Source organism: Streptococcus equinus (assembly GCF_049393735.1).
Classification (GTDB): domain Bacteria; phylum Bacillota; class Bacilli; order Lactobacillales; family Streptococcaceae; genus Streptococcus; species Streptococcus equinus_G.
In genome coordinates, this window is sequence record NZ_CP185946.1 from 207586 (window position 1) to 223416 (window position 15831).

Genomic DNA, 15831 nt, shown 5'->3' on the forward strand with positions numbered 1-15831 from the left:
AGTGAAATAAAAAATCCGAGAATTGCTCTCGGATTTTTTATTTTTCGACTTCAAGGTCGTAAAGGCGTCCAGCTTTTTCGTAGCGCGTGAAGCGGGCTAGTTTATTATGTTCGTCAACGAAGACAACGCGTGGTTTATGAGTTTTAGCTTCGTCTGGTGTGAAGTCAGCGTAAGACATGATGATGACGTGGTCGCCGACGTTGACGAGTTTTGCGGCAGCGCCATTAAGGCAAATTTCTCCCTTGCCTGGTTCACCAGCGATGATGTAAGTTTCAAGGCGACTGCCTGTTTCTACGTCTGCAATTTGAACTTTTTCGTATTCGACCATGCCAGCAGTTTCAAAGAGTTCAGGGTCGACAGTGATGCTTCCAACGTAATCGGCTTCGGCACCTGTGACGACAGCACGGTGGATTTTTGATTTTAGCATTTGAATATGCACGATTTTCTCCTTTACTCGTAAATGTGATTGTCAATCAAGCGTGTTTTACCGATGTAGACGGCGATAGCATTGAGGACAGGTCGGTCAATAGCATCAACTGGCTCTAAGGTCTTCCAGTCCACAAATTCAACGTAGTCGATTTTAGCTAGCGGTTCTTTTTCGATGAAAGTTGTCATAGCTTGTTTGAGTTTACTTGTATCTTTTTCACCACTAGCAACCATTTCTTCAGCTAGTTTCAAACTTTGTGAGAGGACAAGTGCAGCTTTACGTTCCTCAGCAGAGAGGTAAGTGTTACGTGAACTTTTTGCGAGACCATCAGCTTCGCGGACAATCGGACAACCAATGATTTCAAGATTAAAATTCAAATCGTCAACCATGTGTTTGATAACAGCGAGTTGCTGTGCATCTTTTTGTCCGAAGTAAGCTTTATTTGGTTCAACGATGTTGAAGAGTTTTCCAACTACTGTGCAGACACCTCTGAAATGAATAGGGCGAGTTTTTCCGCAAAGTCCTTTGGTCAAGGTTGACATATCGATGAAACTTGAGAAAGTTGGTGAGTACATTTCGCTTGGGTCTGGGTTGAAGATAAGGCTTGCGCCTGCAGCTTCACAGAGCTTAGCGTCTTGTTCTAAATCTCTCGGGTAGCTTTCAAGGTCTTCAGTTGGAGCGAATTGAATTGGATTGACAAAAACGCTGACAACCACATGGTCATTTTCAGAAACGGCTTTGTCAATCAAACTCTTGTGCCCTTCGTGGAGATAGCCCATGGTAGGAACGAGTCCAACGGTTTTGCCAGCTGCTTTCCAAGCTTTGACAGCTTTACGAACGTCTTCAACAGTATGAACGATTTTCATGTGATGTGACCTCTTTCTCATTAATAAAGTTTGTCGATGATACTGTCATCGATGTGATATTCATTTTCACTTGTTGGAAATTTTTGATTGGCAACGTCATCGATATAAGCTTTCACAGCATCGCCAATGAGAGTGCCAAGGTTTGCGTAGCGTTTGACAAATTTTGGTGTAAAGTCAGAGAACAATCCGAGTAAATCTGCGTAGACAAGAACTTGTCCATCAGTTTGATTGCCAGCACCGATACCGATAGTAGGAATGTCGAGTTGTTCGGTGATAAGCTGTGCGAGTTTTGCTGGAATGGCTTCAAGTACCAAAGCAAAGGCACCAGCTTCTTGAACGGCTTTGGCGTCTTCTAGCAGTTGCTTGGCAGCAGCTTCGGTTTTACCTTGAACCTTAAAACCACCAAAGGCATTGATGTGTTGTGGTGTGAGACCGAGATGTGCACAGACAGGGATTCCTGCGTCTACCATGGCTTTAATTTGTGGGCAAACACTCTTTCCACCTTCTAATTTAACAGCTTGGCAGTGAGTTTCTTTCATCAAGCGTCCGGCATTTTCAAGAGCTTTTTCGACAGAAACTTGGTAAGACATGAAAGGCATATCGACGATGACAAGAGCATTTTTAGCCCCACGACAAACGGCTTTGCCGTGATGAATCATATCCTCCATAGTTACAGAAATCGTATCATCGTAGCCTAGCATGACATTTCCAAGAGAATCACCGACAAGGATGCTGTTGACACCGGTGCTGTCGATTAATTTTGCAGTGGAATAATCATAAGCGGTTAACATCGTTAGTTTTTGACCGTCTTTTTTGGCTTTTTGAAAGCTCAAAACGGTATTTTTCATGAGAGTCTCCTTTCTCTGAAAGTCTAAAAACTTTCAGAATAAAACGCATCTGGCTAATATTATACCAAATATTCAGAAAATTTTAAATTTAAAAACAAGGAAAAGTGAGCTCCGCACCTTTCCTCGTCTGAATATGATTTGGTATAGAAATGTTAGGTCTTAGTCAAAAATGCTACAAGATTTTGACGTATTTTTGATACCATTTTGGTCGTTGAGAATAGCATTACCTTGTTCGGTTAGTTGTGTGCCAGCCCAATCTTGAACCATATCGAGGTAAGCAAGGTCGCTGCTATTTCCTTTCCAAGACCAGCCTAGATAGCCGACACCTTTGGCTTGAGAGTAGCTCATGATAGTCTTGTAATCGATAGGACCATTAGTGTGTTTGATACCAAATTCACCGATACAAAGCGGAGCACCAACGGCTAATGATGAGTCAATATTGTTTTGTACAGCACCGTAGGCACCAGCATATTCGTACATGTGAATAGAGAACATGATGTTCTTTTGTGAGTCAGATTGAAGGATGTTTTGACCTGCATCAGCAATAGATTTTGGATATTGTCCCCAGCCAGCACAATCAACCATGATAGTGTTTTTGATGCCAGCGTTACGAAGTTTGGGGATAACTTGTTGATAACCTGCTGCCCAAGTAGAACTATCCCAAGATCCAGCCCATTCGTTAGCGATGTTCAAAATGACATTTGCTTCGTTTCCGATGAGGGCGCTTTTCATTTCAATCCAATAATTTGCCGCATTTTCCAAATCCTGAATGCTATCAGAACCCGTAGCATCGTGTGCTTCAACGATTGCAATCAAGTGGTTGTCTTTACAAAGCTGCAATAATTTTTGAATTTCAGCAAGTGATGTTTTGCTGTATTGTTGCCCGTCGCCCATGACGATACGAATACAGTTAGCTCCAGTTTGTGCGATTGCAGGAATAGCAGTATCTTCTTGCCCTTTATACCAAGCATATGGGTAGTTGATACCACGCATGATAAATGGATTTCCCTTAGCATCGTAAAGGGTTGTGCCGCTAGTGTGGAAACCAGTTGTCGTAGTAGGTGTTGTATCAGTAGTGTTAGTATTTTCACCGTCACTTACTTTTGTGAATTCCCATTTTTGGTTTGTGCCATTGGTGTCTGACCATTGTTGGACGTTAGCGCCAGCATTTGTCGCACCGTAAGCGACATCTAGAACTTTTCCGCTGACTGCTGAGACTAACTTGTAAGAGCCGTCACCGTTATCAATAATTTTCCATTTTTGGCAAGTTCCGTTAGTGTCGTCCCATTGTTGAACGTTTGCACCATCGTAGGTTGCTGCAGAAGCAACATCGAGAACCTTTCCGCTGTTTGCAGATACCAATTTGTAATAGCCGTCTCCTGTATCGACCACTGTCCATTTTTGATTGGTCCCGTTTGTATCATCCCATTGCTGGACATTAGCCCCGGCATTTGTCGCCCCACGAGCAACATCAAGGACTTTTTTGCTATGTTTAGCCGTGATTTTGTAAGTATTTCCTGAAACAATAGCATCAGCTTTTACCTCATGAGCTGACACAGCACCAGTAAGCAAAGCTAGCGCTGTTAATGATCCGATGAGTTTTTTATTCATTAGTTTTCTCCTCTCCCAAATGTTAAAACTAAGTGTTCAATTTAGACATTAATAGTGTTAGTTGAGTAAATCTCCTTTTTGTAATGTGTGCTAGTTATTGTATACAAAAACATCAATAAAGTTTCAGGAAGCGCATCCAAAAAGAGTATAACATATTTGAATTAAAAAGTATATATATTAAGTGCTGCTTTTTATCAATTTTTTAAAAGACCTTTTTATTTGAATTAATAGCCTAAAAATACCTAAAAAATGAACTTTTTAGCTAAGAAAAAATAATTTTTTAAAATTTCAAAAAGTGTGGCTTTAATAGTAGAAAAAGAAAAAATACTAAAAAATATAAAGCATTTTTATTTAAATGTATATACTTTTCTAAAACAAAGTGTTATAATGTAAGCGCAAACAAAAAGAAGCTAAATTTAGGAGGGAAAACCTATGAAAAAAGGTTGGCTTACTGTAGGAGTGACTGCACTTGCAGCCGTAACATTAGTTGGTTGTTCAAATGGGAACGCTAAGGATAGTAAAGTGGAAACAATTACTTTCATTAACCACAAGACTGACTGGGAGACTAATGGTAAATGGGATGAGTATCTTGCTGAATTCAATAAAAAGTATCCTGATATCAAAGTCGAAGTTCAGACAATTACTGATTATGCTGGTCAAATGAAAACACGCATGAACAGTAAAGAATATGGTGATGTTTTGATGATTCCTGGTGACATTAGTCCAAAAGACTACGCTAATTTCTTTGAACCTCTCGGAAAAACACAGGATCTATCTGAAAAATATTTAGGTCTTAACGATCGTTCATATCAAGGAACACAATATGGTATTCCAAGTCAGATGAATGCGACTGGTATGGTTGTTAATAAAAAAGTCTTCAAAGATGCGGGAATTAAAGACTTCCCTAAAACTCCAGAAGATTTTATTGCTGCGTTGAAGAAAATAAAAGAAAAAGATAGTGATGTGACACCTCTTTATACCAACTATGCAGCAGGATGGACATTATCTAACTGGGACTTCACTCGTTCAGGAGTAGCAGGTGATCCAGATTTCACCAATAAAATGACGTTTGATACAGCACCTTTCGAGCAAGGTGACACAATGTACACTGTTTACAATACGCTTTATACAGCGGCTAAAGAAGGTCTGGTTGAGTCTGATCCAACGACTAGTGATTGGGAACAATCAAAAGTTGACTTAGCAAATGGAAAAGTTGGTGTTATGGTACTTGGCAGCTGGGCGGTTCCACAAATTCAAGAAGCAAATGAGGATAACGCTGATAATATTAGCTTTGAAGCTTTCCCTGCTACAGCACCGGATGGTAAACAATACATGCCAATTGGTGGTGACTATAATTATGGTATTAACATTCACAGTAAACACAAAAAAGCAGCTCGTAAATTCATCGATTGGATGGTAAATGATTCTAACTATGCTGTTGATAACGGTGGTATTCCGACAGTAAAAGGTGCGAAATATCCAAAAGCTCTTCAAGATAGCCAAGAAGCAGGTGTGGAAGTCCTTGAAGAAAATCCAGCACCAGAAGGTAAAGAATCTCTCTTTAGCGACATTAATAATGAATCTGAATTAGGTATTGGTACTACAGATGCTGAAAAACAACGTATCATTGATTCTGCTATTGGAAATTCAAAAGAGTCATTTGACGATATCATGAAAGACTTTAACACAAAATGGGCTAACGCCATTAAAGCAGTTTCAGATAACTAGGAGTATTTAATGTAATGAGAAAGTTTGGGAGTCGAAAAGTCGTTCTCCCTTACTTATACTCATTAGTGAATCAGAAAAAGTTAGTTTATTTTTGTTGTGTTGGAGGTTATTATGACAAAAAATAAATTGAGCAAAAAATGGGAAAAACGTCTTCTGGTTTTCTCATTTACCATTATTCCAATCCTTCTCTTACTTGTTTTTTCATATTATCCCTTAGTAAAGATGGTTCAGTATAGTTTGACAGACTGGAACGGATATAGCAAGGACCCAAATTTTGTAGGACTTGAAAATTATAAAACGGTTTTGACAAATCCAAATTATTTTTCAGTTTTTAAAACGAGTTTGTACTATTTCATTGCAACTTTCTTCCAATTAGGTATTGCCTTGTTATTTGCGACGATTTTATCATTCAAAGTAAAATTTGCAAATTTTTGGAAAGGGATTTTGTTCTTCCCATATCTTCTAAATGGTGTTGCGATTGGTTTTATTTTTCTTTATTTCTACAAAGGTGGAGGAACACTTGATACTGTTTTGAAAGCAATTGGTCTTGGAGATCAAATCAAGCTTTGGTTAGGAGATCGTTCGATTAATAATATCTCACTTGCCTTTACCTCAATTTGGCGTTATACAGGATTTAACTTTTTAGTTTTCCTAGGAGCTATTCAATCTATTAATCCAGAAGTTTATGAAGCGGCTGAGATTGATGGTGCTAATCGCTGGAATCAATTTAGATACATTATTCTTCCAAGTATTCGAAACATTGTCTTTCTTAACATTATCTTAGGTGTGAGTGGTTCGCTAAGCGTCTTTGATATTCCATATATCATGACAGGTGGCTCTAATGAAACGTCAACATTTGTGATCCAAACTATTGAGACAGCCTTTAAGTACAATAAAGTTGGTCTTGCATCAGCGATGGCAATTATCCTTTTGTTTATTGTTATTGTAGTTTCATTGATTCAAAAGGTTGTGACTAGTGAAAGGAAGACGTTATGATGAAAACGAAAAAAATAACAGTTGGAAAAGTTCTTCAGTACCTCATTTTATTAATTGGAGCAACCGTTGCGATTTTACCGATTCTGGTTGTTTTTATTGGTTCCTTTAAATCAAATACAGAATTTTTAAGCTCAGGCGTGCTTGATTTACCAAAATCTCTCGATTTTTCAAACTATAAAACAGCTTTTGTAAATGGGCAAATGCTGCTTGGTTTCAAAAATACGTTGTTCATTTTTGTAGTTAGCATGGTTGGAAAGTTAACACTTGCCTCAATGTTTGCCTATGCGGTTAGTCGATTTGATTTTAAATTGAAAAAAACAATTTTAACGCTATTTATGCTAGCAATGCTTATTCCGGGAATTACTAGCCAAGTTGCGACATTCCAAATTATTAATTCACTTGGTTTATTTAACAAGATTTGGTCAGTTATTCTGCTCAATCTAGGAACTGATGTTATTTCTGTCTATGTCTTTTTGCAATATCTTGATGAAATTCCTATTTCGCTAGATGAGTCAGCTTATTTGGATGGCGCTAATCATTTTGGCATTTTCTGGCGTATCATTTTGCCAAATTTGAAAGCTCCAATTGTTACCATGTTAATTATTAGTGGTGTCGGTGTTTACAATGACTTTTACAATCCGTTTCTTTATATGCCTGATCGCAATTTAAAAGTCATTTCAACAGCGCTCTTTGCCTTTAAAGGACCTTACGGAACCAATTGGCCTGTTATTTTGGCAGGAGTTGTCATTGTTATTTTGCCAATTTTAATTGTCTTTTTATCACTTCAAAAGTACATCTACAATGGTGTTGCTGGTTCAGTGAAATAAAATAGTTAGAAAGGAACAGCTATGACAAGAAAATCTTCACACTTAATAGAAGTAGTTAATTTAGTGTATACCGTTGTGAAGGGTTCAGTGCTTTTCTGGCTGGCTTTGTTAAGTCGAGGTCTTGTCTATGGCTGGGTCTTTGCTATCAAAGTTATTTTGCAGTATTTTGCATCTGATAATCCACAGGATATACGATTCAGAGATTTCATAAAGCAAGTAGAAGAAGTAGCTTATGCTAAAGTGATTTCGGCTATGATGACTTTCTTTTTTAGCTTGGGTTTGACTGGTTGGTTGCTTAGTCTGGTCAATATCAGCCAGTTATCATTTGCCATGTTTTATATTGGTGGCCTTGCTTGGTTGGTTTGGTTAGTCATCGTGATTTACTACGTAAAAACACAGTCGTCAAGGAAAGAAAATCAATTTTATCAAAGTCTTCTTGAAATAAAAAAAGATTTTCAAAAGGTTATTTTTATTTTTCTTCTTGCTTTTATCTTTGTGTGGTTAACATTAACCAAAACAATGTTGGGTTGGTTATTGTTTCCAGGAATTTATTTTTATCTTGTTGGACGTATTCAAAAAGTACAATTTAAAGGAGTCAAGTCATGATTCTCATTAATGAAGAAGAACTTTCTTTTCATTTGACCAATGGAAAAGTATCGTATGTGTTTAGAGTAATGGAGAAAACAGGGATTTTAGAGCAATTGTATTGTGGTCCTGCTATTTCTGATTACGAGTCGTTTACCTTTTTGATTGAGCGTGAAATCCGTCCAGGAAATAATCTTTATATGGGTTCAAGCTTAATGTCGCTTGAGCACATTAAGCAAGAATATCCCGTATTTGGAACGACGGATTTTCGGTATCCTGCTTTAGAAATTCAATATCCGACGGGAGATTTGATTTCACATTTTCGCTATGTTGGCTATCGTATTGAAAAAGGAAAAACAGTAACGGGTGCTCTTCCAGGGACTTTTGGAAATAGAGAAGATATTGAAACGTTGATTGTTTGTTTGAAAGATGATTATGCTGATTTAGAACTTGAGTTACATTATGCGATTTATGCGAATTACCCTATTATTACTCGTCAGCAAAAAATCATTAATAAAGACACGCAAACTGTCTCAATTAAACGTTTTGCTAGTCTCAGTTTAGACCTTCCTAATGAGAATTATGACTGGGTTCATTTAGATGGTGCTTGGGCGCGTGAAACGCATGTCTCACGAAGCTCTATTCAAAAAGGTATCCAAAATATATCAAGTACTCGAGGTCATAGTAGTCATGTCCACAATCCGTTTCTTGCTATTTGCTCACCAGAAGCAACCGAAAATAATGGACAAGTTTATGGTTTTAGCTTGATTTATAGCGGAAGCTTTTTAGCCCAAATTGAATCCGATAATTACAATACCTTACGCATACAAATGGGTATTAATCCTTTTCAGTTTGATTGGAAACTGCGACCAGGGCAGCTGTTTGAATCTCCTGAAGCTGTCATGGTTGTCAGCCAATCGGGCTTTAATGGGATGAGTCAAGTTTTTCATGATTTTTATAAAGAGCATTTAATACGAAGTTCATGGAAAAATAAAAAACGACCTATTTTGTTAAATAGTTGGGAGGCGGTGTATTTCGATTTTGATCAAGAAAAGATTTTAAAAGTAGCTGAAGAAGCTAGCAAATTAGGTATGGAACTTTTTGTTCTTGATGATGGCTGGTTTGGCAAGCGAAATAGCGATACAGGTTCACTTGGTAATTGGACAGAAAACAAGGAAAAATTACCAGACGGACTTGATCATTTAGCTAAGGCTATCAAAGAAAAAGGAATGCTATTTGGACTTTGGTTTGAGCCAGAAATGATATCAGATGATACTGATTTGTTTAAAGAGCATCCAGATTGGGTCATCGGCAATCCAGAAAAAAATATTTCGCATGGTCGTAACCAATTTGTCCTTGATTTTGGAAATTCTGAGGTAGTTGAAGAAATTTACAAACAAATGGCACACTTGTTATCAACGGTGCCAATTGATTACATTAAGTTAGACATGAACCGCTATATTTCAGAAAGCTTTTCGAGTCATTTGCCTAGTGAGCAGCAAGGTGAGGTCAATCATCGTTATATTTTAGGTGTCTATAGTTTGTATGAAAAACTAAATCAAGCATTTCCTGATGTTTTGATTGAGTCTTGTGCAGGTGGCGGGGCACGTTTTGATCCTGGAATGCTTTACTACTCACCACAAATCTGGACAAGTGATGATACAGATGCAGTGGAACGTTTGAGTATTCAGTGGGGAACATCGATGGTCTATCCTTTGTCGACCATGAGTGCCCACGTATCAGCAGTTCCTAATCATCAAGTAGCACGTGTGACTTCGCTTGATATGCGAAAAGACGTTGCCATGTTTGGTGTATTTGGCTACGAATTGAACCCTTTGTCTTTGACAGCAGAGGAAAAAGAAACTGTTAAAGCGCAGATTAAAGAATACCATGCCTATCAAGAATTGATTCAAAATGGTATTTTCTATCGCTTAGATTTGACGGATAAAAACCATGTTGGCTGGATGGTTGTGGATAAAGAAAAAAGTGAAGCCTTAGTTGGCTATTATACAATCCTTGCACAACCCAATCCTTTTTATGAACGCTTAAAACTAGTTGGATTAAATCCAGAAAAAACTTATCATCTAACCGGAAATGGTAAAGATGAGATGAGATATGGTCGAGATTTAGAAACCATTGGAATTATTTTAGGGAAAAATTACATTGGTAGAGAAAATGATTATTGGTCACGTGAAATGCCAGGTGACTTTTATGGAGAAATTTATCATTTGCAAGAATTTATCAAATAACATTTGGAACTTCTGGGGTTCTAGTTTACAATATAAATAAGAAAATGTGTAAGCCTATGAACAGAGGAGAAAAAATGGAAAAATATAATCTTATTGCAAATGATGTACGTAAGAAGATTTTAGAAGGTGTTTATCAGCCTAACGAACAATTGCCGTTTGAAAAAGATTTTTGTCAGTTTTACGACGTCAGCAAAATGACTGTTAAAAAAGCCTTGGATATTTTAGTAGCAGAAGGTTTGATTTACAAACGTCGTGGGGCAGGTACGTTTGTTATGGACCTATCAGTTGAAAAAATGGAAAAAATGTTGATGGATATCCAAATGATGGGGACAACAGCTTTTTATCCAGACAAAAAAATCAAAAGTCGTGTGATTGATTTTACGGTTGTTAAAGCGACACCTGAAATTGCAGAAAAATTAAAAATTAAAGAAACAAGCTTCGTTTACAAAATTCATCGTGTGCGTTTAGTCGATGACAAACCAACAGTTATCGAAGAAACATACATGCCGATTGATTTAATTACTGGTTTGAAGATTGAGCATGTGGAAAATTCTATTTATGACTACATTGAAAATGGTCTTGGCTTAAAAATTCAATCTGGTCACCGTACGATTTCTGTACGTCGTGCGACAGATGAAGAAGCAGACTATCTTGCACTTGAAAAAGGTGACCCAGTAGCCATCGCTGTTCAAACAGGCTATTTAACAAATGGCGTAGCCTTTGAATATTCAATCAGTACCCATCGTTACGATGAATTTTCTTTGGAGATTGTTTTGACACATCATTAGTAGTAGATTTCGCTACATAGATTGGAGAAACAAATGAATTTAGTCGTGTTTGATATTGGTGGAACATCTGTAAAATACGGTCGTTATCAAGATGGCAGTATTGAAAAGAAAGGTTCTTTTGCTACCCCAAAAACTTGGGAAGAAATGAAAGAAAATCTACATCAAGTAGTTAAGGATTTATCTGATAAGGATACTAAGGGAGTAGCCATGTCAAGCCCTGGAGCTGTTGACACGAAAGAAGGTGTCATTAAAGGCTTCAGTGCGATTCCATACTTGCATCGTTTCAAGATTATTGATGAGCTTGAAGCTCTATTTAATTTGCCAGTAACGATTGAAAATGATGCTAATTGTGCTGGTCTTGCTGAAACTCAGTTTGGCGTTGGTAAAGGTAGTAAAAATGCTATTTACTTTATCATCGGCTCTGGAATTGGCGGTGCTATTTGTCAAGATGGCAAATTGTACAAGGGCAGTAGCCTTTATGGCGGAGAGTTTGGCTACATGATGATTACAGCTGACAAAACGCTTAGCAACCTTGCAAGTCCAGTTCAGGTAGCGAAGAATTACGCCAAAGAACACGGATTAAGTCAATTCTCAGGAAAAGATTTGTTTGATTTAGCGGATGCTGGAAATGAAGATGCCAAAGCAGCATTGTCTGGAATGTATGATGCTCTAGCTACTGGGATTTTTAACTGTTTAGTCAGTCTAAACCCAGATTTGGTTGGAATTGGCGGCGGTGTTTCAGTGCGTGAGGATTTGGTGCCAGAGATTGATAAACGCATCAAGGCTTTGATTGAAACAACAAATGCGCATGAATTAGACTATCAATTAAAAGTCTGCCAATTTAGAAATGATGCCAATCTATTTGGAGCTGTTTCTAACTTTTTAAACACAAAGTGAGGCAGCCTTATGGAAATTAGAAAAAATGACCGCATTGTCTTTTTTGGTGATAGCATCACTGAATGGGGACGTGATAAAACGGACCCAGCAAGTCTCGGAACTGGCTTTGTGAGCTTAGTAGCAGCTGATTTGTTGGAGCATTACAGAGATTTTCATTTACAATGTTTCAACCGAGGAATCGGTGGCAATAAAGTTCAAGATTTGTTGGACCGTGTTGATACTGACTGCCTTTCTTTGAAGCCAGATGTTGTGATTTTAATGGTTGGGATTAATGATGTTTGGCATTTGGTTGGTAAAGATGGTTTTGCTAGCAGTGGCGAGCAAGAGCGCTTTGAGATGGTTTATCGACAATTGTTGCAAAGCTTGAAGAGTGCCGGAATTGAGCGGATTTTGCTGATGGAACCTTATGTTCTAGATTACCCAGAAGACCGTATGACTTGGCGCAAAGACCTCGATCCAAAGATTCAGATTGTACGCCACTTGGCGCGTGAATTTGGCCTTGAGTTAGTTCCGCTTGATGGCTTGATGAATGAGCAAGCTTTGCTTAATGGCAGACGCAAATTGACAGGCGAAGACGGTGTTCATCCAACCTTGACTGGAGCAACCGTTATCGCTCAAGAAATTTTAAAACGCCTGACTTTTATTTACTGAAAGTAGGTGGATTATGAAAATAGACGATGCTTTAAAAGAGTGGGGAGATTATCAAGGCGCCGAAGCAGAGCCAGCTGACTTTGATGCTTTTTGGGACAAGGCAAAAGCTGAGGTGAATTTAATTGGCTTTGATTATGAGTTAGTTCCCGCTGAATTTGCTTCAACAATTGCAGAATGCTATGATCTTTCTTTTACAGGCGTTCATCATTCAAAAATTTATGCGCAATTGTTATTGCCTAAAAAATCAAATACAAAACATCCAGTGGTTTTTCAATTTCATGGATACCACAGCGATGTTGGCGATTGGTCTGATAAACTATCTTTAGTATCAGAAGGATACGTTGTTGTTGCTTTGTCTATCAGAGGTCAAGGCGGTAAATCAGAAGATCATTTGCTGACGAATGGTGGAACACTGAAAGGTCATCTTATTCGAGGCATTGAAGATGGTCCTGAAAATCTTTTTTATCGAACAGTTTTTCAAGATGTTTATCAGCTGACTAGAATAGTTGCCCAATTGCCTTTTGTTGATGAGGCAAACATGATGTCATACGGCGTTTCACAAGGTGGTGCCCTTGCTTTAGTTTGTGCAAGTTTGTACCCATCGATTAAGCGTGTTTTTGTGCAGTATCCATTTTTGAGTGATTATCGTACTGCCTATAGTCTTGATGTAACGCAGTCAGCATATGAAGAACTAGCATATTACTTCCGTTTTCGTGACCCACTTCATGAAAATGAAACAGCTGTTTTTGCGGCACTTGATTATGTTGATATTCAATTTTTAGTAAAACACATTACAGCAAAAGTAGTTTGGGCAATGGGACTTGAAGATAGAACTTGTCATCCAAAAACACAATTTGCTGTGTATAATCGTATCCAGTCTTCTAAAAAACTTTATTTCTATCCAGAATACGGACACGAATATTTACCAAAATTTACTGATGTAATGCACCAGATTTTGGTTGAAAACTAAAAAGTTGACCTGAACAGTTTTTGGTTCAGGTCTTTTTGGCTAATGCATTGGTATTTTAGTCGTTTTAGTGTTAAAATAGTAACAATATAAATCTGTATGCGAGAGAAAAGAAGAGGTCCTTATGGCAAAAATTGTGAATTTGACGGGTGAAGAGGTCGTTGCCCTAACGGCCCAATATATGAGTGAATCGGACGTAGCGATTGTCCAAAAAGCATTGGATTATGCGACAAAAGCACATATTTCTCAAGTGCGCCAATCAGGTGAGCCGTACATTATTCATCCTATTCAAGTGGCAGGTATTTTGGCAGATTTGCACCTTGATGTGGTGACTGTGGCTTGCGGTTTTTTGCATGACGTTGTTGAAGATACTGACATTACTTTAGACGAGATTGAAGCTGAATTTGGTAAAGATGTCCGCATTATCGTTGATGGTGTGACAAAACTTGGTAAAGTTGAATACAAATCACATGAAGAACAATTAGCTGAAAATCACCGTAAAATGCTTATGGCAATGTCAAAAGACATTCGTGTTATTTTGGTGAAATTGGCTGACCGTCTGCACAATATGCGTACGCTAAAACATTTGCGTAAAGATAAACAAGAGCGTATTTCACGTGAAACGATGGAAATCTATGCCCCTCTTGCACATCGTTTGGGGATTAGTCGTATCAAGTGGGAATTGGAAGACTTGTCATTCCGTTATCTAAATGAAATTGAGTTCTACAAGATTTCTCACATGATGAACGAAAAACGTCGTGAACGCGAAGCTTTGGTTGATGAAATCGTTAAGAAAATCAAAGATTACACGGAAGAACAAGGGCTTTATGGTGATGTTTACGGACGTCCAAAACACCTTTATTCAATTTACCGTAAAATGCGTGACAAGAAAAAACGCTTTGACCAAATCTATGATTTGATTGCTATTCGCTGCATCATGGAAACACCGAGCGACGTTTATGCCATGGTCGGCTACATTCATGAATTGTGGCGTCCAATGCCAGGACGTTTCAAAGATTATATCGCTGCGCCAAAAGCCAATGGATATCAATCTATCCATACAACAGTTTATGGACCAAAAGGTCCGATTGAAATTCAAATTCGTACCAAAGAAATGCACCAAGTTGCTGAATACGGGGTTGCTGCTCACTGGGCATACAAAAAAGGTATCAAAGGCAAGGTTGATGACCAAGAACAAGCTGTAGGTATGAGCTGGATTAAAGAGCTTGTTGAATTGCAAGATGCCTCAAATGGCGATGCTGTTGACTTTGTTGACTCAGTCAAGCAAGATATTTTCTCAGAACGTATTTATGTCTTTACGCCGACAGGTGCTGTGCAAGAATTGCCAAAAGATTCAGGACCAATTGATTTCGCCTATGCCATCCATACTCAAGTCGGTGAAAAAGCGGTTGGTGCCAAAGTCAACGGACGCATGGTTCCACTAACTGCAAAACTAAAAACAGGTGATGTGGTTGAGATTGTAACCAATCCAAATTCATTTGGTCCAAGCCGTGACTGGATTAAGATTGTTAAGACCAACAAAGCTAGAAATCGTATCCGTCAATTTTTGAAAAATCAAGATAAGGAATTGTCTGTTAACAAAGGTCGTGAACTTTTGGTGGATTATTTCCAAGACCAAGGCTATGTTGCCAATAAATATCTTGATAAAAAGCACATCGAAGAGATTCTCACACGCTTCAGTGTTCGTAGTGAAGAGGCTTTATATGCAGCTGTTGGATTTGGTGAAATCAGCGCTGCTTCAGTCTTTAATCGATTGACTGAAAAGGAACGTCGCGAAGAAGAACGTGCAAAAGCCAAAGCAGAAGCTGAAGAGCTTATGAATGGCGGCGAGGTCAAGACTGAAAATAAAGATGTCTTGAAAGTTCGCAGCGAAAACGGCGTGATTATCCAAGGCGCTTCAGGTCTTTTGATGCGTATTGCAAAATGTTGTAACCCAGTTCCAGGTGACCCAATTGAAGGTTACATCACCAAAGGACGTGGCGTGGCTATTCACCGTGCTGACTGTCACAATATCAAGAGTCAAGAAGGTTATGAACAACGTCTAATTGAAGTGGAGTGGGATGACAACACAAGTGCTAATAACGATTATATGGCTGAAATTGATATTTATGGTCTTAACCGTTCAGGACTTCTTAATGATGTTCTCCAAGTCCTTTCAAATGTTACGAAAAATATTTCAACAGTTAATGCTCAACCAAGTAAGGACATGAAATTTGCTAACATTCACGTTAGCTTTGCCATTTCAAACCTAACAGAGTTGACCGCTGTTGTAGATAAAATTAAAATCATCCCAGACGTTTATTCTGTTAAACGTACAAATGGATAAGATAAAATGAGCTGCATTATCAGCTCATTTTTTTGTTTGAAAGA

At 38.2% G+C, this 15831-nt stretch carries 14 protein-coding genes; 10 read left to right on the plus strand and 4 right to left on the minus strand.

Going from position 1 to position 15831, the window contains the following annotated elements; all coding sequences use genetic code 11:
• Positions 1–37: 37 nt before the first annotated feature.
• From panD to ACNTMY_RS01210, 4 genes are all read right to left on the minus strand, one after another.
• Positions 38–427 (minus strand): aspartate 1-decarboxylase, encoded by a 390-nt coding sequence (gene panD / locus ACNTMY_RS01195; RefSeq protein WP_423216847.1) that lies wholly within the window; start codon positions 425–427, stop codon positions 38–40.
• A 23-nt stretch (positions 428–450) separates the two neighbouring features.
• The gene (gene panC / locus ACNTMY_RS01200; protein ID WP_423216365.1) at positions 451–1293 is read right to left on the minus strand and encodes a pantoate--beta-alanine ligase; all 843 of its coding nucleotides are present in this window, start codon (positions 1291–1293) and stop codon (positions 451–453) included.
• A gap of 20 nt (positions 1294–1313) precedes the next feature.
• Positions 1314–2141: a 3-methyl-2-oxobutanoate hydroxymethyltransferase gene (gene panB / locus ACNTMY_RS01205; protein ID WP_021141549.1), complete on the minus strand. Its 828-nt coding sequence runs from the start codon at positions 2139–2141 to the stop codon at positions 1314–1316.
• A 159-nt stretch (positions 2142–2300) separates the two neighbouring features.
• On the minus strand, positions 2301–3752 hold the full coding sequence (locus ACNTMY_RS01210; protein ID WP_423216366.1) for an RICIN domain-containing protein: 1452 nt from the start codon (positions 3750–3752) through the stop codon (positions 2301–2303).
• Positions 3753–4184: 432 nt separating this feature from the next.
• Between ACNTMY_RS01210 and ACNTMY_RS01215 the strand changes: the two genes are divergently transcribed.
• The 10 genes from ACNTMY_RS01215 to ACNTMY_RS01260 all read left to right on the plus strand — a co-directional run bounded on the left by ACNTMY_RS01215 (position 4185) and on the right by ACNTMY_RS01260 (position 15787).
• Complete coding sequence (locus tag ACNTMY_RS01215; protein WP_423216367.1) at positions 4185–5480, plus strand: ABC transporter substrate-binding protein; 1296 nt, start codon at positions 4185–4187, stop codon at positions 5478–5480.
• Positions 5481–5591: 111 nt separating this feature from the next.
• Positions 5592–6476: a carbohydrate ABC transporter permease gene (locus ACNTMY_RS01220; protein WP_045798270.1), complete on the plus strand. Its 885-nt coding sequence runs from the start codon at positions 5592–5594 to the stop codon at positions 6474–6476.
• Entirely contained in the window at positions 6476–7303 is an 828-nt protein-coding gene (locus ACNTMY_RS01225; RefSeq protein ID WP_423216848.1) for a carbohydrate ABC transporter permease, read from the plus strand. The genes ACNTMY_RS01220 and ACNTMY_RS01225 overlap by 1 nt, the downstream gene beginning before the upstream one ends.
• Before the next feature lie 21 nt (positions 7304–7324).
• Positions 7325–7909, plus strand: a complete 585-nt coding sequence (locus ACNTMY_RS01230; RefSeq protein WP_074629954.1) for a hypothetical protein — start codon at positions 7325–7327, stop codon at positions 7907–7909.
• Positions 7906–10137 carry an alpha-galactosidase gene (locus tag ACNTMY_RS01235; RefSeq protein ID WP_423216368.1) on the plus strand — a complete coding sequence of 744 codons (2232 nt, stop codon included), beginning with the start codon at positions 7906–7908 and terminating at the stop codon, positions 10135–10137. Before ACNTMY_RS01230 ends, ACNTMY_RS01235 begins: the two co-directional genes overlap by 4 nt.
• Before the next feature lie 74 nt (positions 10138–10211).
• On the plus strand, positions 10212–10925 hold the full coding sequence (locus tag ACNTMY_RS01240) for a GntR family transcriptional regulator (RefSeq protein ID WP_024344563.1): 714 nt from the start codon (positions 10212–10214) through the stop codon (positions 10923–10925).
• A 33-nt stretch (positions 10926–10958) separates the two neighbouring features.
• Positions 10959–11822, plus strand: a complete 864-nt coding sequence (locus ACNTMY_RS01245; protein WP_423216369.1) for an ROK family protein — start codon at positions 10959–10961, stop codon at positions 11820–11822.
• A gap of 9 nt (positions 11823–11831) precedes the next feature.
• Positions 11832–12473 carry an SGNH/GDSL hydrolase family protein gene (locus ACNTMY_RS01250; RefSeq protein ID WP_423216370.1) on the plus strand — a complete coding sequence of 214 codons (642 nt, stop codon included), beginning with the start codon at positions 11832–11834 and terminating at the stop codon, positions 12471–12473.
• Between the two features lie 13 nt (positions 12474–12486).
• Complete coding sequence (locus tag ACNTMY_RS01255; RefSeq protein ID WP_423216371.1) at positions 12487–13443, plus strand: acetylxylan esterase; 957 nt, start codon at positions 12487–12489, stop codon at positions 13441–13443.
• A gap of 121 nt (positions 13444–13564) precedes the next feature.
• Positions 13565–15787, plus strand: coding sequence for a RelA/SpoT family protein (locus ACNTMY_RS01260; RefSeq protein ID WP_021141555.1), 2223 nt, complete (start codon positions 13565–13567; stop codon positions 15785–15787).
• Positions 15788–15831: the final 44 nt, after the last annotated feature.

Bases quoted from the DNA above. Each gene is read 5' to 3' on its own strand.
- ACNTMY_RS01225 (WP_423216848.1), top strand. From the start codon at position 6,476: ATGAAAACGAAAAAAATAACAGTTGGAAAAGTTCTTCAGTACCTCATT.
- ACNTMY_RS01210 (WP_423216366.1), bottom strand. From the start codon at position 3,752: ATGAATAAAAAACTCATCGGATCATTAACAGCGCTAGCTTTGCTTACT.
- panC (WP_423216365.1), bottom strand. From the start codon at position 1,293: ATGAAAATCGTTCATACTGTTGAAGACGTTCGTAAAGCTGTCAAAGCT.
- ACNTMY_RS01240 (WP_024344563.1), top strand. From the start codon at position 10,212: ATGGAAAAATATAATCTTATTGCAAATGATGTACGTAAGAAGATTTTA.
- panD (WP_423216847.1), bottom strand. From the start codon at position 427: ATGCTAAAATCAAAAATCCACCGTGCTGTCGTCACAGGTGCCGAAGCC.
- ACNTMY_RS01260 (WP_021141555.1), top strand. From the start codon at position 13,565: ATGGCAAAAATTGTGAATTTGACGGGTGAAGAGGTCGTTGCCCTAACG.
- ACNTMY_RS01215 (WP_423216367.1), top strand. From the start codon at position 4,185: ATGAAAAAAGGTTGGCTTACTGTAGGAGTGACTGCACTTGCAGCCGTA.
- ACNTMY_RS01230 (WP_074629954.1), top strand. From the start codon at position 7,325: ATGACAAGAAAATCTTCACACTTAATAGAAGTAGTTAATTTAGTGTAT.
- ACNTMY_RS01255 (WP_423216371.1), top strand. From the start codon at position 12,487: ATGAAAATAGACGATGCTTTAAAAGAGTGGGGAGATTATCAAGGCGCC.
- ACNTMY_RS01220 (WP_045798270.1), top strand. From the start codon at position 5,592: ATGACAAAAAATAAATTGAGCAAAAAATGGGAAAAACGTCTTCTGGTT.
- ACNTMY_RS01245 (WP_423216369.1), top strand. From the start codon at position 10,959: ATGAATTTAGTCGTGTTTGATATTGGTGGAACATCTGTAAAATACGGT.
- panB (WP_021141549.1), bottom strand. From the start codon at position 2,141: ATGAAAAATACCGTTTTGAGCTTTCAAAAAGCCAAAAAAGACGGTCAA.
- ACNTMY_RS01235 (WP_423216368.1), top strand. From the start codon at position 7,906: ATGATTCTCATTAATGAAGAAGAACTTTCTTTTCATTTGACCAATGGA.
- ACNTMY_RS01250 (WP_423216370.1), top strand. From the start codon at position 11,832: ATGGAAATTAGAAAAAATGACCGCATTGTCTTTTTTGGTGATAGCATC.